The sequence below is a fragment of the Mesorhizobium sp. M1E.F.Ca.ET.041.01.1.1 genome (assembly GCF_003997355.1).
In the GTDB taxonomy this organism is placed as follows: Bacteria; Pseudomonadota; Alphaproteobacteria; order Rhizobiales; family Rhizobiaceae; genus Mesorhizobium.
In genome coordinates this window covers 1-22272 of sequence record NZ_RZSL01000036.1, presented here as the reverse complement: position 1 = coordinate 22272, position 22272 = coordinate 1, and the positions used below count along the sequence as shown (strand labels likewise).

Genomic DNA, 22272 nt, shown 5'->3' with positions numbered 1-22272 from the left:
ATCTGCAGGTCGGGAATCCTGCTCCGCTGATCACCCATGCGGGTCTAGGCAGCGAAGAGGCCGACTTCGACGATTTGATGCGGCGCTTCCGCTGGCTTGTCGACAAGGTCGCAGCGGACGGGTGGTTCACGGCAACGGTCCTGCCGCAGTTGCATGTGCTGGCCTGGGGCAACAGACGCGGCGTCTAGACTAGTGGATGCACCTTAAAAGTCATCCATGGCGGCCTTGGCTGCTAAGACCCCATAAACGGTGATTGCGACCACAATCGTCGCGAGCGCGAACCTGGCGGCTCGTCCCGCTGATGGTGCGTACGCAAGGATCGCGAACATGGTCGCGATACTGGCGAAAAAGATGATCGCATATGTCTGCGTCAGATGGGCAAGTCACGCGGCCGCCGCCGCCAGGTATTGATCAACGGTGAGTTTCGCCATGTGCTCCTCCGGCATGTGACCCGCTTGGGTACCGAGTTGCAAATGAACTCCACGAAATTGGCGAGGGTCTATGATCGTGATCATGAGGTGCCCGCCGTCCAATACTACGTTCATTTACCGGAATCGGAGTTCCATATGTCCCGGTAGAGCTTCCAGCTGCCGTCCTGCCCTTTCTTCCAGACCACCACATACTTCCCGGCGGCATCCACCAGCTTTGAATCCTTGCCCGGTGCCTTGAGGGAGAAAGTCCCGGACTCGAATGCAAAATCTCCACTTTCCTGGACCTCAAGCGTGGTGAGCGTGAGCTCCGATATGCCCATATCGATCGCGCCCTGCCATAGCTTTTGGATATTTTGGCGGCCGTCGACTCGCGCCATATCTGGCGGGAATGCGGCGGCATCATCCGCGTACTTCGACGCGACCCCAGCCGCATCCTTACTGTTGTACGCCTTCACGAATTCGGCATTAGCGGCTTCAATGGCTTCTTTCGCAGACTGGGCCTGGGCCGATCCGAGGCAAAGCGACGTGACAGCAACGACCAGCAGACAATGCTTGAAAGTCATTTCATCCTCCCGTGTTCCGGTCTCTTGTTATTCCCCGTTTGAGGTTATCATACTGACTTCTGGTGATCGCCCGGCCGCAAGACGATGACGTTCCATCTGGTCGCGGCATCGCTGTGCTGGCAGGCATTCCGGCGCATTCCCCGGTGACCGCATCGCCGTGACGGGCTGCAGCCGTGGCCATCACGCTTGCCAGCCTTGGCATCGTCGTGCACCGAAGGTGCCCCAAACGGTAATCGCAATCGTCATCACGCAGAGCACCGGACATGCCAAATGGCCCGTTGGGCTTTGCGCTGGACGATGCGACCTTAGGTTCTGGTTTAGCATTCACTAATATCCAAAGCAAACGCGAGGGGCACCGGCGCGATCCCATCCTTCACGACAATTGCTGCGGCAACAAACGATTGGCAACGACGTCAGAGCGACTAAGAAGCTCTTGCACGCTCAGGCTGAACGCCGCCGATAATGGAAGAGCGCTTCTTCGATAGTGGGTTTCGCGGTGTAGCGGTCCTCCGCTGCCATCCAATACAATCAACAACTTATCTGAAATCATCGGGCGCTACCGCCGTTCCCCCGACGCTCTAGGCATCATGCCATCAGGAGGTACAGACGGGTGGTTCGCTCAGATGGCGCCTCAGCAGCCATAGCTACGCGAATTGTCGAACGACCAAAGTGGGCCGGAAGCAGACGGTCCGGTTCTGGGACGAACTAGCCAGAAAGGTGCCATTCCGCTGGCGCCCCATCTTGGCGGCAACGAGGACGGGCGGCGGGGCAGCCACAGGGTGGACATTTCAGCCCACATGGAAAATGATCATGTTGCCATGCACAACACTGCAGTGCTCTGATCTCGACGACAAGCCTTAGCGTAGAAGCGGATCAACCGACCTCCGGGTCCAGCGAGCGGGGACGCAAATGGACACCCCAGGGAATGGGCAATTGCATCGCGACGCGGGCGGGCGACCCCGTCGATCGGCCGGCTGGCTTGCCCGCGCGGCCGTGTCGGCGGCATTCCTGCTCGGCATGGCGTTCAGCAGCACTGTGTTTGCGCAGGACCAGCAGCTACCCGTGGTTACGGTGGCCAAGCCGGTGGTGCGTGAAATCGTCGAAGACGACGAGTTCGTCGGGCGCTTCGACGCCGTCGACCAGGTCGCCATCCGTTCGCGCGTCAGCGGTTATCTTGACAAGGTCAGCTTCCAGGACGGCGCACTGGTCAACAAGGGCGACCTGCTCTTCACCATCGACCAGCGTCCGTACCAGGCGGCTTATGATGCCGCCAAATCGCAAGTGGACGTCGCCAAGAGTCTGCTCGAATTCTCCAAGATGCAGCTGGATCGCGCCGACGAACTCGCCAGGACCGGCAATATTTCAACAGCGACGGTCGACGACCGCCGCCGGGAATACCTTTCGGCGCAGGCGCAGATGCAGGGCGCGACGGCTGCGCTGACGACGGCCAGCCTGAACATGGAATTCACCGAGATCAAGGCGCCCTTGTCCGGCCGCATCGACCGCCGGCTGGTGTCGGTCGGCAACCTCGTGCAGCCGGATTCCACCTTGCTGACGACCATTGTCACGCGCGATCCGATCGACTTCTATTTCGACGTCGATGAGCGCCTGTATTTCAGCTACGCCCGCGACGCGAAGGCGCGTGGCGGCAGCATGCAGGAAGGCGCCGGCGGGCTCGATGTGGAGGTTCGTGTCGCCGACCGCGCGGAGGCGGTGTTCAAAGGCAGGCTCGATTTTGCCGAGAACCGGATCGACAACGCGACCGGCACCATGCGGGTGCGTGCGAAGTTTCCCAACGCCGACGGCATTCTCCAGCCAGGCATGTTCGGGCGCATCAACGTGCCGGGGTCGCTGCCGCATAGCGGCGTGCTGGTGCCCGACGAAGCGATCGGCGCCGATCAGGATCGCCGCATCGTGTTCTTGGTGGATGAGGCCGGGATGGTGTCGGCGAAGCCCGTGCGCACCGGCCCGCTTCTCGACGGCTACCGGGTGATCCGCTCGGGCCTGACCGGCAGCGAGACGATCATCGTCAACGGGCTGATGCACGCCAGGCCCGGCACCAAAGTGAAGGTCGAGATGGTGACGTTGCCGCCCAAGACCGAGACCGCCGGGTTGCAGCAATGAGGTTCGCACATTTCTTCGTCGACCGCCCAATCTTCGCATCGGTCGTTTCGATCGTCCTGCTGATCCTCGGCGGGATTGCCTATACCCAGCTGCCGGTTGCGCAATATCCCGAGATCGCGCCACCGACCATCGTCGTTCGCGCGCAGTATCCGGGCGCCGATGCCGAGACAGTCGCGGCGACCGTGGCAACGCCGATCGAGCAGGAGATCAACGGAGTCGAGGGCATGCTCTACATGTCGTCCTATTCTTCGGGCGACGGGGCGATGGCGCTGACCATCACCTTCAAGCTGGGCACCGATCTCGACAAGGCGCAAGTGCTGGTGCAGAACCGCGTGTCGGTCGCCGAGCCGCGCCTGCCCGAAGAAGCCCGCCGCCTCGGCATCACCACCACCAAGAGCTCGCCCGACCTGATGATGGTCGTGCACATGCTGTCGCCCGACAATACCTACGACCAGCTCTACGTCTCGAACTACGCCCGCTCGCGGGTGCGCGACATACTGCTCAGGCTCGACGGCATCGGCGACCTCATCATCTTCGGCGAACGCGAATATTCGCTGCGCATCTGGCTCGATCCGGAAAAACTGTCCGCCCTGGGGATGACCTCGGGCGATGTGGTGCAGGCGCTGCGCGACCAGAACGTCCAGGTGTCGGGCGGCTCGATCGGCGCGCCGCCGACCGGCACTGGCACGGCGTTTCAGTACACGGTCACCACGCAAGGCCGCTTCAACGACGCACGCGACTTCCGATACGTGATCGTCAAATCGACCGACGACGGCCGCCTGATCTCGCTGCAGGACGTGGCGCGCATCGAGCTCGGCGCCAAGGACTACGTCACCAACTCCTATCTCAACGGCAAACCGGCGGTGGCGCTCGCCATCTTCCAGCGGCCGGGCACCAATGCGCTCGCCGCAGCCGCGGAGATCCAGGACAAGATGAAGGAGCTCTCCCGCGACTTCCCGAAGGGGCTGAGCTACGACATCGTCTACAATCCGACCGAGTTCGTCGCCGAGTCGATCCATGAGGTCTACAAGACGATCCTCGAGGCGATGCTGCTGGTCATCATCGTCATCATCGTCTTCCTGCAATCGTGGCGCATGGCGATCGTGCCGATCGTGGCGATCCCCGTGTCGCTGATCGGAACGCTGGCTGTGCTTTACGCCGCCGGCTTCTCGCTCAACATGCTGACGCTGTTCGGCCTCGTTCTGGCGATCGGCATCGTCGTCGACGATGCGATCGTCGTGGTCGAGAACGTCGAGCGCAATATCGCCAATGGGCTGGCGCCCAATCCGGCGTCGCACCTGACCATGGACGAAGTCGGAACGGCCGTCATCGCGATCTCGCTGGTCCTGATAGCCGTGTTCGTACCGACAGCCTTCATCCCCGGCATTTCTGGGCAGTTCTACCTGCAGTTTGCGATCACCATCGCGGTGTCGACGGCGATCTCGGCATTCAATTCGCTGACGCTTTCGCCGGCGCTGGCCGCACTGCTGTTCAAGCCGCACCACGCCGCGGCGGCGCCGCCGCGCTTTTTCCTGGCGCGGTTCGGACGGGCGCTCGCCGACGGCTTCAATCGCGGCTTCGACAGGGTCGCCCATTGGTATTCGAGCATCATTCGCGTGCTGGTCGGCTCGTGGATGACGATCGCCGCCATGCTGGCCGTTTTCGCGGCCCTCATCTACGCCACCGTCTACATGGTGCAGACGGTGCCGCGCGGTTTCATTCCGTCGCTCGACCAGGGCTATGCGATCGTCGTCGTCCAGCTGCCGGACGGCGCCTCGCTGTCGAGGACCGATGCGGTCATCCAGCAGGCGTCGCAGATCATCCAGAAAACGCCAGGCGTCGACTACGCAGTCGCCTTCGCCGGCTTCTCCGGCGCGACCTTCACCAACGCCAGCAACCAGGGCGTGATCTTCGCCAGATTCAAGCCGTTCGACGAGCGGCTGAAGGCCGGCCAGTCGGCGACCAAGGTCATCGGCAATCTGTTCGGCAGCCTGCAAAGCATCAAGGAAGCCTTCATTATCGCACTGCCGCCGCCGCCGATCCGCGGCGTCGGCAATGCCGGTGGTTTCAAGCTGCAGATCCAGGAGCGCAACAGCGCTGACATGCGGCAGATCCTGGCGCTTGCCTACGAAATCGCCGGCAAGGCCAACAAGACACCGGGGCTGACGGGCGTGTTCACCACGTTCTCCGCGTCGAGCCCGCAATTCTTCCTGGCGATCGATCGCGACAAGGCGCGCATCCTGAACGTGCCGATCCCCAACATCTTTGAGACGCTGTCGATCAATTTGGGCACCGCCTACGTCAACGACTTCAACGCTTTCGGGCGCGTCTACCAGGTGCGGGCGCAGGCCGACCAGGCGTTCCGCCTCGATCGCGCCGACATCTTGAAACTGAAGGTGCGCTCGGCGACCGGCGCGCTGGTTCCGCTCGGCACGTTGATCGAGATCCGCGACGTCACCGGCCCGGCGCTGGTCCAGCGCTACAACATGTACGTCTCGGTGCCGCTGCAGGGCAACGCCGCGCCCGGCGTTTCCACGGGCCACGCGCTGGCATTGATGGAAGGGATCACGGCAAAGACGCTGCCGGCGGGTACCTCCTATGAATGGACCGAGCTCGCCTATCAGGAGCGCAACACCGGCAATGCCGCTGTCTATATCTTCGGGCTGTCGGTGCTGTTCGTGTTCCTGGCGCTGGCGGCGCAATATGAAAGCTGGGTGCTGCCGTTCGCCATTGTGCTGGTGGTGCCGCTCGGCGTGCTCGCGGCGTTGCTGGGCGTGACTTTCCGAGGGCTGGACAACAACATCCTCGTGCAGATCGGCCTCATCGTGCTGATCGGGCTTGCCGCCAAGAACGCGATCCTGATCGTCGAATTCGCGCGGCAGGCGCAGGAACGCGGCCTGTCGGCCGCCGAGGCTGCCGTCGAAGCCTGCCGGCTCAGGCTGCGGCCGATCCTGATGACCGCCTTCTCCTTCATCCTCGGCGTCGTGCCGCTGATGATCGCAACGGGGCCGGGCGCAGAAATGCGCCAGTCGCTCGGCACCGCGGTGTTCTCCGGCATGCTCGGCGTCACCTTCGTCGGCCTGTTCCTGACGCCGGTGTTCTACGTCACGCTCAGGTCGCTGTTTTCACGGCGCAAACCCCGTGCCGAGGCCGGGCCTTCGGGGCCGGCAGAGGCGCCATCGGAGACGGCTGCCGAGTAGCGCAACCGCGACCTCCGGAGTCCTCGCTTGCGATGTCTGCTTTCAGGACGCGGCAGCTGATCTCTGCGGCCGAAATGGGGCCGGTAGCAGACGGTTCGGTTCGGTCACGAATCAGCCAGAAGGTGCCATTCAGCTGGCGATCCCCATTTTGGCGCAACGTCGTTGCTGGCCGTTGCGAGAAGGTGGATGGCGCGGGCATCATCTAGCCACCCTCGCCGATTGGAAGAACAGTAATCGAGGTCTCGCAGTTTACCCCCCATTGCTCAGTTGCAATTTTTCGGTAAGCACGCGCTCGTTGGGATCGATCGGGCCCAAGTTGTTCACCACCCGGAATCGACCGCCCTGTGCCTGTGCAATGTACATATTCATTCGAACATGATGCTGGCCGGGAACCATCTCCGCCGGGCCGCCCGGTCCCTCGCTGACCCGAGCGTGATCGAGCGCCCGGATAACCGCGTCGCGCTCGACCGTGCCGGCCTCGTTCACCGCCGCTTCCCACATCCTGATCGCCCGGAAGTGGCCGGTGCAGCCGCTGCCCGCAGTCAGCATCGCGCTACCGGGGAACCGGTCGCTGTAGCGCCGCAGGAGCGCGCGGCCAAACGGATCGTCGAGTTCCTGATAGTAGTCGAGGCAGCTGTAGAGGCCCTCGATCTGCTCGGGCGGCACCAGATTGAAGAAATTCTCGTCGAAGTACGTGCAGATGATCTTGCCTCCGCTTTTGCCAAAGCCGGCCCTGTGCAGTTCTTCAAGGAACGGCGTCAGACCCGGCGGGACAATCGTATTGAAGACCACGTCGGCCCCGCTCGCCATGATCTGCCGCACCGTCCGTTGGAAATCGACGGTGTCGAGCGGAAAATACTCTTCGCCAACGATCTCGCCGCCATTGGCGCGCACCACCCGGCTCGCCGCCTTGTTCAAGAGGTGGGGCCAAATATAGTCGGCCGACGGCAAATAGAACCTCTTCGCCCCGGTGCTCTTCATCAGCCATGGGATCAGCGGTTCCACCTGCTGCGCGGGCACCGGACCCGTGCAGAAGATCAAGGGATCGTTTTCCTGTCCCTCGTACTGCTCGGTGTAGATGTAGAGCGTCCGGCCCCGCGTGACCGCCTCGCTCTTGATGGCCAGGCGGGTCGAGCTGTAGATGCCGCCGACGACCAGGTCGACCTTGTCGACGTCGATCAGTTTGGCAGTCCTTACCTTGGCGACGCTGTCGGTGGTCTCGCCGTCCTCGACTATGAGCTCCACGGGCCGGCCGAGGAGGCCGCCTTTGGCGTTGATGTCGTCAACGAGCATGGTGGTGAGGTTCGCGTTGGCGATGCCCATGAAGGACAACGGGCCGGTGAGTTCGGCGACAAGGCCGATCTTGATGGGTTTCTGATCCATTTGATTCTCCGATTCTGGGTTTTCTTCGGTTCTGCTTCCAAGGTGTTTCCGGGGCGCCGCTGCCGGATGGCAGGCGGCGCGCGGCGCGGAGGTCAGGCGTCGTAGTGGCCGAGCAGCAGTGCCGCCTGCGGCTTGCCGACATGGCCGGCTTCCTGCAGGATCGCGGGGACCTCCGGATCCGACACGAAATTCCTCCAGCCCTCCGCATCCCAGTCGAAGATCGCCCACACGCGGTCGGGCTCGCTGGGGTCGCGGAACACGGTTGCGCCGTTCGAGCCGTGCAGCCGGCGCTTGTCGGCGCCCTTGGTCGAAAAGATACGGATGAAGCGGTCGACGTCCGCCACCTTCGTCGTTGCAAGCAGCATTGGATTGCCCTCCTGTCGGTCGCGGCCACCATTGGTCGTCGACACGATCACGATGCGCGCCTCGCGGCGGGCGCACATGGGGTGTATTCCCTATGCCTGCGTTTCGCCCGGTCGGACCAGGCCGTGCTCGACCGCATAGAGCGCGGCGGCGGCGCGTGTGGTCACGCCGATCTTGGAATAGACGCTCTCGATATGATGGTCCGCGGTCTTGGGCGAGATATCCAGCTTCCGCGCCGCCTCCTTCGCCGTAAGGCCGGCGGCGATCAGGCGCAGCACCTCGATCTCCCGTGGCGTCATGCCGCCGAGCGCCCGGGGCGGCGCCCGGCGCGACGGCTGCCCGGCGAAGGACAACACGGCCTCGGCGGCGTCGGGGCAGATACAGCCGTCACGAACAGTTGCGCGCAACTGTGTCGCCGCAGCGTCGCTGGATAACGCCTTGCGGTGCGGCCGTTCCTCCCGCGACGTCTGGAACGCTTCGGCGGCCGCCAGGATCCTCGCCGCCGGCGACAGGTCGGAACCACTGACCTTGCGGTGATAGCCCGATCCGTCCAGGCGTTCGTGATGGCGAAGCACCAGCCCGGCCATAGCATCGCCCTGGCGACCGAACGAGGCCAGCGCCCGCTCGCCGTAATAGGCGTGCAGCTGAGCGGCGTCCCGCTCACGGACCGACAGCGGACCGTTGCGCATCCAGGTTGCCACCGGCACCACCAGTTCGCCGATGTCATGGATGCAGCCCGACCAGCGCAGCGCGCGGACGTCGGCGGCCGGCAGCCCGATCCCTGCCCCCGCTCCCTCGGCCAGTTCCGCCACCATCCGCGAATGGCCTTGCGTGAACGGCATGCGCATGTCGATCATGTCGGCGATGGCGAGGAAAGCCTCGTCACAAGCCGCTTCGTCCAGCGTCACCGGCGGATCGGGCTCCAGCGCCAAAATCGTCTCGCGGTCGACGGTCGCGCCGATGCCTTCCATCAGCGCCGTGGCGTTAGTGGAGACGAGCCGGGCCAGTTCCGCCTCGTATGGACCATCGCCCCGGCTTGCGATGGTTTCGGCCATCGCGTCGATGCCCACGGCATCGCTGAGCGCAATGGCATCCTGCGCCAAAGTGATCAGGCGCACGGCCGGCAGGACGTCCTGGCCGCTCAGCCCGCGCGGCAGGCCCTTGCCGTCCCAGCGTTCGTAGATCTGTCCAAGATTGCGCCGGATCTCGTCGGACAGGCCCAGCCGCTCGCCGATCCGCTGCGCTACCTCGCAATGCGCGGTGAGGACCGGGCGGGCCACGGTAAGCGCCTGCGACATCGCGGCCTCGATTGCCTTGGCCTGCGCGTCGGGATCGAGATCGTAGTAGAGCCGCTTAAAGGCCTGCACGAAGACCCTGCCCAGTTCCGCACGGTTGCCCATGTCGAGACCGACGAGATCCTGACGGAGCGCGATTTCGTCGCCGAAGGTGGCCGACAGAAGGTCGGTGTCGGCATTGCAGCCGACATAGCGCAGCATCGACTGGTGGTAGGCATTGCGCCGAATCTCATCGGAAAGGCCGGCAAGCTCGGCGATCCGCATCGCAAGCACGCAGGATTTCAGCGCGAAGTCGCGAGAATGGCCAGTGGCAAGGTCCGAAGCATAGGCGAGGACCATCATGAAGTCCGCCCGGCGCATCGAGACTTCTGTCATCGCACACTCCCAATCCGCACACATGCTATCCCGGCGCGCCCCTAACACCTAGGGCAAAAGTCGCAAGCCGCCTGCTGCACAAAAGCAGCGACCCGTTTGGGGCCGTAAACGGACTGTCGGCTTTGCGCTGTGGTATGCCGAAAAGCGACATTTCAGGCTGGCTGGATTGGCGTCGAAAGCGGCGCGACCTCTTGTTCCAGCGCCCACTTGACTTGGTGCAATGGTCGAGAAATCTGGCTGTAGGATTTTCCTCATATTTCTAGAACTTCTGCCCATGCCAGGCGTAAGCTCCGCTTAACAACAACGGCAGTTTTTTCGGCGTTTACAATGTCCGGCCGAAGTCGGAAGTTGCCCTCAACAAGAGCATGTCCGCCGGTCGTGCCATCGCCAGATCGCCGCCGCCACGCATGCCAACGGAGGGTTTTCCTTATGAACAAGAAGCAGATGAAGCTCGGTCTCTCCATGCGGTACATGGGATACCATGTTGGCTCGTGGCGGCATCCGGATGTACCGGCGGATGGCGCCTCTCTCTTCCAATCGTTTCTGGAAGTGGCGCAGACAGCCGAACGCGCCAAGTTCGACATGCTGTTCCTGGCGGACGGTATAGGCGTCCGGCTGGACGACAAGCCCAAGGGATCGATGTGCAGATCGCGCCACAACGTGGAACTGGAGCCGCTGACGCTCCTTTCAGCCTTGGCCCCTCTTACCCGCAACATCGGCCTGGTAGCCACGGCGTCGACGACCTACAACGAGCCCTATCATATTGCGCGCAAATACGGCTCGCTCGACCAGATCAGCGGAGGCCGCGCCGCCTGGAATGTGGTGACCTCCTGGTCGGATCAGGAGGCTTGGAACTTCTCGATGAGCAAGCAACTCGATTACGACACCCGCTATGAGCGCGCGCACGAGTTCGTCGAGGTGGTCACCGGTCTCTGGGACAGCTGGGACGAGGACGCGTTTCTTCTCGACAAGGAATCCGGGGTCTTCTACGACGAAAAGAAAATGCATGTCCTCGACCACGTAGGCAAGCATTTCTCCGTCCGCGGACCGTTGAGCGTCCGACGCTCGCCGCAGGGTCGGCCGATCCTGGTGCAGGCTGGCGTATCGGAGCCCGGTCAGCAGATCGCGGCCCAGTACTGCGACATGGTCTTCATGGCCAAGAACGACCTCAAGTCCGCTCAGGACTACTATTCTTCCGTCAAGGACAGGTTGGAGCACTTTGGTCGCAAGAGGAGCGACCTCCTCATGATGCTCGGCCTGACACCCATCGTCGGCCGCACCCGCGAGGAAGCGCAAGAGAAATACGAACAGCTCGAGGCGCTCATCGATCCGATCGTTGGCCTTTCGATGCTCTACCGATCGTTTGGCGATCTTTCGCATCTGCCACTGGACGGCCCGGTGCCAAAGCCGGACCTTGACAAGGTCGGCCTCAGGAGCAGCGCTCAGATGTACTACGACCTCGCCCAGAAGCAGGGCCTGACAATACGTCAGCTCTACAAGAAGATCGGCATGGCCCAGGAGCACAAGACCATCGTCGGAACCGCGGCCGACGTCGTCGATGAGATGGAGTCCTGGTTCGAACAGGGTGCCGCCGATGGCTTCAACATAACGCCGAGCCTTCTCCCACACGGCATCAACGACTTTGTCGAACTGGTTCTGCCGGAACTGCGCAAACGCGGCCGTTTCCGCGATGAGTATGAAGGACGAACTCTCCGCGAGAATCTCGGCCTCCCGGTTCCCGCCAGCCGCTACGAGGGCAAGCCTCCCTTGGATGAGCGTCTCGCCAGCTAAGTTTGATTGGACGAGAATCGGATATGCAAACGAACACCAGCCAAGACACGCTCTTTACTGAGGACGCCGCTCGCCAGCCGATCGAGGAGGGCGATCCAGCGAACGATAGCCGTCTCTTCCGCAGGTGTCTCGGCCTTTACGGGACAGGTATTGCGATCATCACCACGGAGATGGAAGAGCAGCGGGCCGCCGTCACCGTCAACTCCTTCGCTTCCGTGTCACTCGATCCGCCGCTGGTGCTTTGGTCCATTAGTCGCGCCTCACGCAGCTATCCGTTGTTCACGAACAGCAAGCGCTTTGCCGTAAACATCCTCGCCTCGACGCAGATGAATGTCTCCAGACATTTCTCGAGCAAGGTCGAGGACAAGTTCGCGGATGCCTCATGGTCGACTGGCGAGTTCGGCTCCCCCTTGCTTCACGGTTGTCTGGCGCACTTCGAGTGCGAAACCTACTCGCAGGTCGAAGGCGGCGACCATACGATCCTGATCGGTCTTGTGCGCCGCGCCAGTCGCTTCGAGGGGGAGCCGCTGCTTTTTGCCCAAGGCCAGTACAGCGTCGCCTACTCTCACCCGGAGGTTTCGCCATCGCCTGAGGTCGGCGGCTTGACGCCCGAGACTTCCACCGAGGGAACGATCATTCCTCAGATATTCGAAGCGCACCATCTCCTTTCGGCCGTTTTCGACGAGCACCGCCATGCCGAAGGTCTCGATATCTCGGTGGCCCGGGTGATTGCCTGCGTATACGACATGCCGGGCCTGAAGACGGACCAGGTGGCGCGGGTCACATATCTCGGTCAGCGGGACACGGAGGACGCCTTGGCCACGCTTGTTGAGCGCGGGATGCTCGTCAGCTCGGCCGACGGCCAGTTGATCCTCACCGAAGCCGGGCGGCATAGGCGCGAGGCGATCCGGACGCGTTGGCAGAATTTCCAGAAAGATCAGCTGGAGGGCATACCGGAGGCGGACATTCGCGCCACCCTCCGAACTCTCTCGAAGCTGATTTCCCAGAACCGACCGGCGAGATGATGAACTGGGACTACATTGTCATAGGTGCGGGTTCGGCGGGCTGCGTGCTCGCCAACAGGCTGAGCGCTGACCCGTCGACAAAAGTACTGCTGCTGGAGGCCGGCGGCAGCGACAAGAGGTTGAACATCATCATGCCCGCGTTGGCGTTCAAGGCGATGGCCGACGAGCGCACCAACTGGAAGTTCATGACCGAACCGGATCCGACCCGGAATAACCGCCGGGACATGATGCCCCGTGGCAAGGGACTCGGCGGCTCCAGTTCGATCAACGCGATGTTCTATGTCCGCGGAAACCGAGGCGACTACGACCATTGGGCGCAACTGGGGAACCGGGGCTGGTCCTATGACGAAATCTTGCCTTATTTCAAAAAGGTCGAGGGCAACAGGGACGGCGTGACCGATATCTACGGTAAGGACGGCCCGGTTGTCATCAGCGCTGTCCGTAAGCCTCCCAAGCTTGCCTACGTCTTCGTCGAAGCCATGAAGGAACTAGGCTATCCGCACAATCCCGCCTACAACGCCGAACCCACCGACGGCGCGGCCATCATCCATGTCACGCAGCACATGGGGACTCGTTTCAGCGCGGCCAGAGGCTACCTTGACCCGATCAAGAAGCGGCCTAACCTGAGGATCGTAACAGGCGCGGTGGTGCGCAGGATCGTGTTCAACGGACGCCGCGCGGCGGGCGTCGAGTTCGATGCCGGTGGCAAGACGCGGATTGAGCAGTGCGTCGGCGAGGTCCTCCTGTCAGCGAGCGCGGTCAATTCGCCGAAGCTCCTGATGCTCTCCGGCATCGGTCCGCAGGAGCAGCTTCGGGAGCACGGCATCGAAGTGCTGCACGACAGCCCCGGCGTGGGCCGGAACCTCCAGGAGCATGCCAGCACGCAAGTGAAGGCCTACGTCAACGTCAAGACCGCGAACCAGGAGTTCAACCTCCTGGGAAAACTGAAATACGGCGCTCAGTTCCTCCTCGACCGCTCAGGTTACGCCACCTACACCTACACGGGCGTAGGTCTCATCAGGACCAGACCAGAACTCGAATATCCCGACATCCAGTACCATTTCGGGGCCTTTTCGGCGAACTACACCCATGATGGCATTGAGATGCAGAAGGAGGCCGCGATCAATCTCCAGCCCAACGTCAACAATTCGCGAAGCCGGGGCTATCTCGAATTGCGATCGGCCGACCCATACGAACAGCCCAAGATTCAGCTGAACCTTTTGAGCGACCGCTACGACATCGAGACGTTGATGGCTGGCGGCAGGATAGCCCGCGCCGCGCTGAACTCGAGAGCGTTCGCGCCATACGTCACCGGCGAGTTCAAGCCTGGCAAGGATGTGCAAACGGACGATGAGTGGATCGCCTATATGCGCGAGAACGCGAGCGGCAGCTACCATCCGTGCGGCACATGCAAGATGGGCATCGACCCGATGGCCGTCGTGACACCGGACCTCAAGGTCATCGGCGTGGAGGGCCTGCGCGTCGTCGATTCCTCCATCATCCCGCAGATACCGAGCTGCAATCTCAATGCCATCAGCATGGCGATCGGAGAGAAAGGCGCCGATCTGATCCTTCAGAAACAAGCCGCCTACGCGACGGCATGATTTGACAGGTGATTGGGGCACGGAAGCATGACCGCCGCTCCAGTTTCGAGTGATCTGACAAATGACCAAAGAGCCCGTGTCAAAGACCTTCGTTTTCTACATCGTGCCCGAATTCACCATGCTTGCGTTTGCGTCCGCGATCGAAGCGTTGCGTTTGGCGAATGCGGTCATGGGGGAAGAAGTCTATCGATGGCGGATCGTCACCGTGGACGGTAACCCCGTGCGATCCAGCTGCGGATTGTCGGTTTCACCTGATCGCTCTGTTGCTGCAGAGCGTTCGAGCACACGAGCGGAGCGGTCGAATATGATCGTGGTCTGCACGGGCTGGCACGTCGAGCATGCGGTGGACAAATCTGTCGCGGGGTGGCTGCGCCAAAGCCGGAATTTCGGCATTCCCGTGGCGGGAATCTGTACAGGTGCGCACATCCTCGCGAATGCTGGAATGTTGGCTGGGAGGCGCTGCACCATCCACTGGGAGAACCTTCCAATCTTCAGAGAGACGTTTCCGTCTGTCATTGTCGGCAGCGGCCTCGTCGAAAGCGACGACGACATCCATACCTGCGTTGGCGGGACGGCCTCCTTCGATATGATGCTCCACTTTATTGAAAAGGACTGCGGCCGACGAGTGGCGCTGGCGATATGCGAACAGGCAATTGTCGACCGTATAAGGGAGCCGTTTGAACGGCAGCCCAGTCCGTTGAGGACACTGGGCAGCGTTAACCCGCTTGTGCTGTCGGCCGTTCAGTTCATGGAAGACAGTATCGCGGATCAGACGGGTATCACGGCGGTGGCGAGGCACATCAACCTTTCCCGTAGGCAGATGGAGCGTCTTTTCGCCAGAGAGCTCGCGACATCTCCCTCCCGCTACTTTCTCGAGCTTCGACTGGATCGAGCACGGCTGATGCTCCTGCAATCAAACATGGCCATCATCGACGTGGCCGTAGCGTGCGGCTTTGTCTCAGGGTCCCATTTCGCCAAGTGCTACAAGGCATTCCATGGCGTCTCCCCGCAGCGGATGCGAACGCAGCGCCCACGAAGTGCCTACGTTCCTTCTCTCGGACGGGCTGGATCGCGCGCATCTTTGGGACGCATGGTATGACTGAACGCGCTCGACCGGTCCATTGCCGCGGAGCGCACTGGTCTACCTGGCGGCAATAGATCCGCGATGGTCGTTTTCTGCTCGGCTAACGTCGATCGCGTCGTCAACCGCGGCCGGGCTGTGACGGACGCGAAACACAGCGGAAAGGAGGCTGGCTCAATGGGAACCATAGTCGGAATCAGCGGTAATTTCAGCCGCCCTTCGAAGACCCGGAGAATGGTGGAGACGATTGTCGACGCAGCGGCGAGAGAATTGAATTGGGGCTCCCAGGTCTTCGACCTGGTGGATGCCGGACCGTCCCTTGGCGCCACTTTTGGAAGGAAGAACGCGCCGCCTGAAATCGACAGAATTTGGATGGCGATCGAAACATGTGATGCACTCGTGGTCGGGTCACCGGTGTACAAGGCATCCTACACAGGCCTGCTGAAGCATCTGTTCGATGTGCTGGACATGAACGCTCTTCGCGAGCGTCCGGTTCTGGTCGCCGCGACCGCCAAGGCACCGAGCCACGAATTGATGATCGACCACCAGTTTCGACCCTTGTTTGCTTTTTTTCGAGCGGTCGTCGTACCCGGGTCTGTCTATGCGCTGGACCACGATTTCGGGCCGGAGAACGAACCGACCGAGGGACTGCGTCAGCGGATCGCGGCGGCCGTGGGAACGCTTGTCGCCGCGGTGCGCTGAGCTCGAATGCTGGAACGGCTTGGCTCAGCCTTCATGAAGTCCGCCAATCGCTTTGACCTCGAGGAATGCCTCGAAACCGAATTCCCCGCATTCGCGACCGTTGCCCGACTGCTTGAAGCCTCCGAACGGCGCGGACGCATCCCAGGCCGGGTGGTTGATCATCACCTGTCCGGCGCGAAGTTTCGAGGCGACGCGTTTGGCCGCGCCGAGATCCTTCGATTGCAGATAAGCGGCGAGGCCATAGGGAGTGTCGTTGGTGATCTCGATCGCCTCATCGACGCTGTCATAGGGGATGAGGCTGACAACCGGGCCGAACATCTCCTCTCGAGCCACGGTCATCTCCTCCGTCACATGGCCGAACACCGTCGGCCTCACGAAATATCCTCGGTTCAGCGACGACGGCCTGCCGGACCCGCCGGTCACGAGGGTTGCGCCTTCCCGATCCGCGGATTCGATCAGAGAATTGACGCGCTCGAACTGTCGTTCGTTCATCACCGGGCCGAGCATGGTAGCCTCGTCGTTCACGTCGCCGATAATCACGGATTCGGCCGCCCGCTTCGCGATCCCGATTGCCTCGTCGTGCAGTTGCCGAGGCACGAGCATGCGCGTCGGCGCGGTGCATGACTGGCCCGCGTTGCGGTAAGCGCCGAGAACTCCCTTGGTCACGGCCGGCTCCAGATCGACATCCGGCATCAGGATGTTGGCGGAGTTTCCGCCGAGTTCCTGATGGACACGCTTGACGGTGTCGGCGGCGTTCCTTGCGACTTGAACGCCTGCACGGGTGGATCCCGTGAATGACACCATGTCGACATCCGGATGGCTCGACATCGCTTCGCCGACCGTGGGCCCGTCACCGTTGATCAGGTTGAAGACGCCGGGCGGCACGCCGGCATCGTGGAGCACTTCGGCAAACAGCATCGGGCTGATCGGCGCGTATTCGCTCGGCTTCAGCACGATCGTGCAGCCGGTCGCCAGCGCCGGCATTACTTTCGTGACGATCTGGAGAACCGGGAAGTTCCATGGTGTGATGAGAGCGCAGACGCCGACCGGTTCGAACGCCAACAGCGTCCGGCCGGCCAGCCGCTCGAATTCGTAGTGCTCGAGAATGCGGATGGTATCGGCTATGTGCGCCCTCGACCCGGCGATCTGGGCCTGCCGCGCGAATGTGATCGGCGCGCCCATCTCGAGTGTCGTCAGTTGCGCAAACTCCTCGGCGCGCTCATCGAACAGCGCAAGCACGCGCCGAAGCATCTCCAGGCGTTCCTCGCGCGAAGAGTGACCATAGGTGCCGAAGGCTTTCCGGGCAGCTACGACTGCCGCGTTGACGTCCTCCGTTGTGCCCATCGCGATGCTTCCGGCGGGTTCTTCCGTCGCCGGGTTGATGACGACCCTCTGCGGCCTGTCTCTTGCAGGAACGAAGCGGCCGTCGACGTAGAAATGGTCGAGATACTTCAAGATCTCTGTGCCTCTTTGATTGCTCCTGCGGCCGCCGGCGGAAGGGCATGCCGGGGGACCAATGCCGTGAAGACGTCCTGCATTTTTATCAACCCGGCCGGAATGCCGTCCCTGACGACGACGAAGGTCTTGCTGAGATCGCCTTGCGAACGCGCCATCACCGTTTCGAGATTGTCGTCCACATCGACCTGCCCCGATGTGCCGGACTTGACGATGATACCCGGCACCATCACAGATTCCGCACGGAGCACGCGTGCCCGATTTATGTCGTTCACGAACTTCTCGATGTAAGCGTCGGCTGGATTGAGGATGATGCTCTGCGGCTCACCTTGCTGGACCACCACGCCGTCTTTCAGGATCACCAGGTAATCGGCGATCTTGAGCGCTTCATCCAGGTCGTGGGTGATGAAGACGATCGTCTTGGAAAGCTCTTCCTGAAGTTCGAGCAAAAGGTTCTGCATGTCCGTTCGCATGAGAGGATCAAGCGCTGAAAACGCCTCGTCCATAAGCATGACATCGGAATTGGAAGCCAGCGCTCTCGCGATTCCCACGCGCTGCTGCATGCCACCGGAGAGCTGGTGCGGATAGTGGTTCTCGAACCCCTTGAGGCCGAGCCGCTCCAGCCATTTGATCGCGTTGTGATGGGCATCCAACGCGCTGTCGCCTCTGACGCGTTGCGCCATCTCGACGTTCTGGAGAACCCGCATATGCGGCATCAGAGCGAAGTTCTGGAACACCATCGACATCCGAAACCTGCGCAGCTCCCGGAGCGCTGCCCCAGCGAGGCCCGCCACATTGATGCCGTCGAGGAGGATTTCGCCGGCGGTAGGCTTGATGAGGCCGTTCAGATGGCGGATCAACGTAGACTTTCCCGAACCCGAAAGACCCATGATCACGGTGATGTCGCCGCGGCGTATGTCAACGTTTATGTCCTGAAGCCCAATGACATGGTTGTGTTTCTCCAGAAGCTCGGCCTTGCTCATACCGCCCTGGACCTTGGACACCATGGACTGCGGATCGGTACCAAAGATCTTGTACAGGTTCCGGATGGAAATCTTCGGTTGCTCGGTCAACGGCTTTCTCCCCGGGGCTGGAGCGTTCCATTGACGCGTGCCATCGAGGCCTTGCTCACCCTGTCGAAATTGATGGCCAAGAGCACGATGCCGAGGCCCGCGACCAGTCCGACGCCTAGTTCGAGGTTGTTGATGCCGCGCAGGACGAGGACGCCCAGCCCCGGAGCCGACACCAGAGATGCGATCACGACCATCGAAAGCGCCATCATGATTGTTTGATTGACGCCCGCCATTATGCTCGGAAGCGCCAGCGGCATCTCCACCTTCGCCAGCTTCTGCCAGCGGTCCATGCCAAAGGCATCTGCGGCTTCGCCGACATTGCCGTCAACCATACGGATGCCGAGGTTCGTGAGCCGAATTACCGGAACGACGGCATAAAGAATGATGGCAATCCCGTAGAGCTTCGACTCGGTGACCGAGAAGAGGAAGATCAGTGGAATGAGGTAAACGAAGGACGGAAGCGTCTGCAGCATATCGAGGACAGGCAGCGAAAGCCGCTCAAACCGGTTGCTCTTCGCCATCAGTATGCCGATTGGTATGCCAATCAGGATGCAGATGAACGTGCAGGTGAAGACGATTGCCATCGTCTGCAGCGCGTAATGAAGGTGGTCGATGAAGCCAAAGAGCAACAAAGTCGTGGCGACCAGGACCAGGATGGACCATGACCGGGATACGAAATAAACAAGCAGCAGAAGCGCGATCACCAGCGCCCACCACGGGACGACTTCGACCACCCTGAGTGAGAAATCCAGAAGCCATGACAGTGGCTGCGTCAGCGGATCGAGCACCGTCTTCAACGCCACCCGCACGTGGAGGAAGCTGCTCTCGATGCCGGCAGTGAGGTCCCTGGTGCGCGGCACGGCGCGACAGGCGTCATGCAGTGCGTCGAGCGAAGGGAACGGAGCGTCCGCCGGAGCCTGCCCGCCCGCATTGGCTTCTTTGCTCTTCTTGAGCAATTCGGCCATGCTCATCGGACCTGTGGTGTCCGAGGCATCGCACCACCCACGAAGTCCGAGCTGATTGAAAAGTCCGTCGTAAAAAGCCATGGGGCGCCTTCAGTCTGGTGTCGGATTGGCGCGCAGCGCGATGCCATCTCGAAACCCAGGATCCACAACAACGGCGATGGGTTCGCAGACAGTATCTGCCCGCGAACCCGGAACGTTACTTCACGATGGCGGTAACCTTCGCCTTGGCGTCCTCGGACAGCCAATTCGGCCAAACGTCCTTGTATTTTGTCAGAAAATACACGGCTGTCTCGTCGGCGGTTGCTTTCTTGTCTTCCTGCCAGGCAAGAAGCTCGTTCATGATCTGGTTGGTGAAGCTCACCTTGCTCATGAGCGCGACCAGTTCAGGGTTCTTGTCATAGAAAGGCTTCGACATCGTGGTCAAAACCGTGGCCTTCGGCCAACCGGTCTTGCCTGGGGTCGGGCAATTGGCCGTGGCGTTGCACTTCGCCTTGTCCTTGTCGACGGGCCCCATGTCGACCTCTACCATCTTGTACTTTCCGAGGACCCCCGTGGGAGCCCAATAGTAGCCGAACCAAGGCTCCTTCGCGGTGTAGGCCGCGGCGATCGAAGCAGCAAGCGTCTCGCCTGAACCATGGTTGAAAACCTCGATCCCATGCTTCTCAAGTTCGAAGGCTTTGATCAGGTTGTCATTCGAGGTGCGGCAACCCCAACCGACCGGGCAATTGTTGAACCGGGCGCCCACGAGCTTCGGGTTGGCCAGGATGCCGTCGAGCGTCTTTAACTCGGGATGGGCTTCGGCGAGATAATCGGGTATCAGCCACGCATCGACGCCACCGTCGGAGAGAACGTCGCCCACCTTGACGATTTTGCCCTCCTTCCCGAGCTTGTAATAGATATCCGCGACGCCGGGCCAGACTTCGGTCAGGATGTCGGGCTGTCCCGTTTCGGCGAGCGAAGTGAGCGCCGGAACCGTGGAGGTCGGCACCTTCTTCACCGTGCAGCCGTAGCCCTGCTCCATCAGGAAGCTCGAAACGGCGGTCACCACGGCGGCCGAGGCCCAGTTCATTTCGGTGATCGTCACCGTGCCACACGCGGCGCTGGCGGGCGATGCGCCTGCCAGAAAGCTCGCGCCGATCATGCCGACTGCTGCAAGAAGAGATTTCATTTCATTCCCCTTTGGCGAAGTTATGCCTGACCATTCGCGGCGAGCGGCATTGCTGCTGCCTCCCCGCGGCGCGCGATCAGGTCTTTTTTCGGCTTATTAAGCAGGAGGCAGATTACGTCCCGGCGGACAGTTGGCAAGTTGCTTAATTCCTACGCAATGGGTAAGCTGGGCTTTATGCAAAAACTTCGCCACAAGCTGCCGCCGCCCAATCTTCTAATCACCTTCGAGGCCGCCGGACGTCAGCTTAGCTTTACCAAAGCGGCGTCGGAGCTGAACGTTTCGCGTGTCGCGGTCAGCCAGCAGATTCATGCCCTGGAGAGATTTCTCGGTGTGCCGCTGTTCGAACGGCTGCAACGTTCGGTTCGGTTGACAAGGACAGGAGAGAGGTATCACCGCGCCATCTCCGAGGTCCTTGAACGAGCGCTGCGCGCGACGCTCGAAATCAGCCGGCGCTCCGACACCAACGTCGTCAATGTTGGCGCCACGCCGGGTTTCATGACCTATTGGCTATCACCGAGACTCGGTGAGTTCAGGGCGATCCACCCCGACATCGAACTGAGGTTTATCGTCTCAGACAGCAACTTGCAGTTCGAGGACAACATGGACCTCGCGATCCGATACGGCTCCCCACCGTTTGATGACGCCGAGACGACATTCCTTGTTCGGCAAGAGATAAGTCCTACCTGCGCCAATACATTTCTTCCCGCGGGCACGATGCTCGAGCCGTCCGAACTCCTGACCTATCCCCTCATTCACCTGGAAGGTCCATATGACGAACATACCAGGTGGTCGACTTGGCTACGTGTTCACGGACTCGATTTGGCAAGAGCGAAGGCCGGAATAACCGTGAATTCCTATACGAACCTGGTTCAGGCCGCGCTCGAAGGTCAGGGATTTGCCTTGATCGGCCCGCCGCTGGTTCAGAGATTCCTCTCGAACGGGACGCTCATTCAACCCGTCAATGCCAGGCCCGTGATCCGTCATGCTTTTCACCTCTTGCTTCCCCGGCTATCAATCCCGTCCGCTGCCGCCCAGGCCTTCGCGGATTGGATCAAAGGTTCCTTCCCAGCGAGGAAGGCAGGCATTGAGGGGACGATTGAATTGGAGTGAGCCCAAGGGCCCGTCGCAGACTGAATTGCTGAAATTTGTATCGGCAGATCTAGAAACGACAATCAAAGTGGACGGCGTATCGCAGGAGGACGCGCTCGGCCGCCGGTCGCCGCGATCCCCTTCCACTTCGTCTGGTGGGCCTCAGGAGCCCGCCATAAGTCAACAAAATCAAAGCAATGCGCGGAGTTCGCCACCCTGGATCTGGCTAACGGAAGCAAGAAATATGCACTAAGTCATTGATAAATAACGGTCATGGTGGGCCCGGAGGATGTATAAAAATCTTTGATTTTATTGAGTTTCTCGCGGACGAAAATCAGAAATCCTCCCGTATCGTCCCGTATGGTCCCGTGACGCAATACAGTCGACTTTAGCTAACCCCGTCCTTTGCAAACATACGCGGCCTTTGAAGCCATAATCTAAAATGACCGCAATGGGCCGGGTAGTGTGCTGAGAGTTCTGCAAATTCGCTGCGAGAGGGCGGTCATGGCAGGCTGGTGATTGTTCACGTCACCGATTCCCGCGAAGGAACGCCACCATGACCAAGACTGAAGATAAATCCGCCAT

General features: G+C 61.2%; 17 protein-coding genes and 1 pseudogene. 9 read left to right on the top strand and 9 right to left on the bottom strand.

The annotated features are described in order from the left end of the window. Positions 1-188, top strand: a pseudogene (locus EOA38_RS05695) (hypothetical protein); the annotation flags it as partial. 195 nt (positions 189-383) lie between these two features. On the opposite strand, the gene EOA38_RS40925 reads toward EOA38_RS05695, so the two are convergent. Both EOA38_RS40925 and EOA38_RS05685 read right to left on the bottom strand, forming a co-directional pair. Next, positions 384-515, bottom strand: coding sequence for a hypothetical protein (locus tag EOA38_RS40925; protein ID WP_281059639.1), 132 nt, complete (start codon positions 513-515; stop codon positions 384-386). Between the two features lie 26 nt (positions 516-541). After that, positions 542-994 (bottom strand): DUF4440 domain-containing protein, encoded by a 453-nt coding sequence (locus EOA38_RS05685; protein WP_126090158.1) that lies wholly within the window; start codon positions 992-994, stop codon positions 542-544. Between the two features lie 1017 nt (positions 995-2011). Between EOA38_RS05685 and EOA38_RS05680 the strand changes: the two genes are divergently transcribed. Both EOA38_RS05680 and EOA38_RS05675 read left to right on the top strand, forming a co-directional pair. Further along, the gene (locus tag EOA38_RS05680; RefSeq protein ID WP_245464919.1) at positions 2012-3118 is read left to right on the top strand and encodes an efflux RND transporter periplasmic adaptor subunit; all 1107 of its coding nucleotides are present in this window, start codon (positions 2012-2014) and stop codon (positions 3116-3118) included. Beyond that, positions 3115-6318 (top strand): multidrug efflux RND transporter permease subunit, encoded by a 3204-nt coding sequence (locus EOA38_RS05675; protein ID WP_126090160.1) that lies wholly within the window; start codon positions 3115-3117, stop codon positions 6316-6318. The genes EOA38_RS05680 and EOA38_RS05675 overlap by 4 nt, the downstream gene beginning before the upstream one ends. A gap of 249 nt (positions 6319-6567) precedes the next feature. Here EOA38_RS05675 and EOA38_RS05670 read toward each other — a convergent pair whose 3' ends face one another. From EOA38_RS05670 to EOA38_RS05660, 3 genes are all read right to left on the bottom strand, one after another. Next, positions 6568-7701, bottom strand: coding sequence for a substrate-binding protein (locus EOA38_RS05670; RefSeq protein ID WP_126090161.1), 1134 nt, complete (start codon positions 7699-7701; stop codon positions 6568-6570). Between the two features lie 92 nt (positions 7702-7793). After that, positions 7794-8144, bottom strand: a complete 351-nt coding sequence (locus EOA38_RS05665) for a hypothetical protein (RefSeq protein WP_245464810.1) — start codon at positions 8142-8144, stop codon at positions 7794-7796. 12 nt (positions 8145-8156) lie between these two features. Continuing rightward, positions 8157-9734, bottom strand: a complete 1578-nt coding sequence (locus tag EOA38_RS05660) for an HD domain-containing phosphohydrolase (protein ID WP_126090162.1) — start codon at positions 9732-9734, stop codon at positions 8157-8159. Between the two features lie 429 nt (positions 9735-10163). On the opposite strand from EOA38_RS05660, the gene EOA38_RS05655 reads away from it, so the two are divergent. From EOA38_RS05655 to EOA38_RS05635, 5 genes are all read left to right on the top strand, one after another. Further along, complete coding sequence (locus tag EOA38_RS05655; protein ID WP_126090163.1) at positions 10164-11525, top strand: LLM class flavin-dependent oxidoreductase; 1362 nt, start codon at positions 10164-10166, stop codon at positions 11523-11525. Between the two features lie 23 nt (positions 11526-11548). Beyond that, positions 11549-12550 (top strand): flavin reductase, encoded by a 1002-nt coding sequence (locus EOA38_RS05650; RefSeq protein ID WP_126090164.1) that lies wholly within the window; start codon positions 11549-11551, stop codon positions 12548-12550. Beyond that, positions 12547-14154, top strand: coding sequence for a GMC family oxidoreductase N-terminal domain-containing protein (locus EOA38_RS05645; protein ID WP_245480773.1), 1608 nt, complete (start codon positions 12547-12549; stop codon positions 14152-14154). The genes EOA38_RS05650 and EOA38_RS05645 overlap by 4 nt, the downstream gene beginning before the upstream one ends. A gap of 61 nt (positions 14155-14215) precedes the next feature. Beyond that, positions 14216-15253: a GlxA family transcriptional regulator gene (locus EOA38_RS05640; RefSeq protein ID WP_126090166.1), complete on the top strand. Its 1038-nt coding sequence runs from the start codon at positions 14216-14218 to the stop codon at positions 15251-15253. A gap of 159 nt (positions 15254-15412) precedes the next feature. Continuing rightward, on the top strand, positions 15413-15937 hold the full coding sequence (locus tag EOA38_RS05635) for an NAD(P)H-dependent oxidoreductase (protein WP_189350363.1): 525 nt from the start codon (positions 15413-15415) through the stop codon (positions 15935-15937). 24 nt (positions 15938-15961) lie between these two features. Here the strand turns inward: EOA38_RS05635 and EOA38_RS05630 are convergent, their stop codons facing one another. From EOA38_RS05630 to EOA38_RS05615, 4 genes are all read right to left on the bottom strand, one after another. Next, positions 15962-17392, bottom strand: a complete 1431-nt coding sequence (locus EOA38_RS05630) for an aldehyde dehydrogenase family protein (RefSeq protein WP_126090168.1) — start codon at positions 17390-17392, stop codon at positions 15962-15964. Next, the gene (locus tag EOA38_RS05625) at positions 17389-18465 is read right to left on the bottom strand and encodes an ATP-binding cassette domain-containing protein (RefSeq protein WP_127220071.1); all 1077 of its coding nucleotides are present in this window, start codon (positions 18463-18465) and stop codon (positions 17389-17391) included. The genes EOA38_RS05630 and EOA38_RS05625 overlap by 4 nt, the downstream gene beginning before the upstream one ends. Continuing rightward, entirely contained in the window at positions 18462-19511 is a 1050-nt protein-coding gene (locus EOA38_RS05620) for an ABC transporter permease subunit (RefSeq protein WP_127220070.1), read from the bottom strand. Before EOA38_RS05620 ends, EOA38_RS05625 begins: the two co-directional genes overlap by 4 nt. A 115-nt stretch (positions 19512-19626) precedes the next feature. Then, positions 19627-20598 (bottom strand): ABC transporter substrate-binding protein, encoded by a 972-nt coding sequence (locus EOA38_RS05615; protein ID WP_127298707.1) that lies wholly within the window; start codon positions 20596-20598, stop codon positions 19627-19629. A gap of 138 nt (positions 20599-20736) precedes the next feature. Here EOA38_RS05615 and EOA38_RS05610 point away from each other — a divergent pair, with 138 nt between their 5' ends. After that, positions 20737-21708, top strand: coding sequence for a LysR substrate-binding domain-containing protein (locus tag EOA38_RS05610; protein WP_126090172.1), 972 nt, complete (start codon positions 20737-20739; stop codon positions 21706-21708). Positions 21709-22272 lie beyond the last annotated feature (564 nt).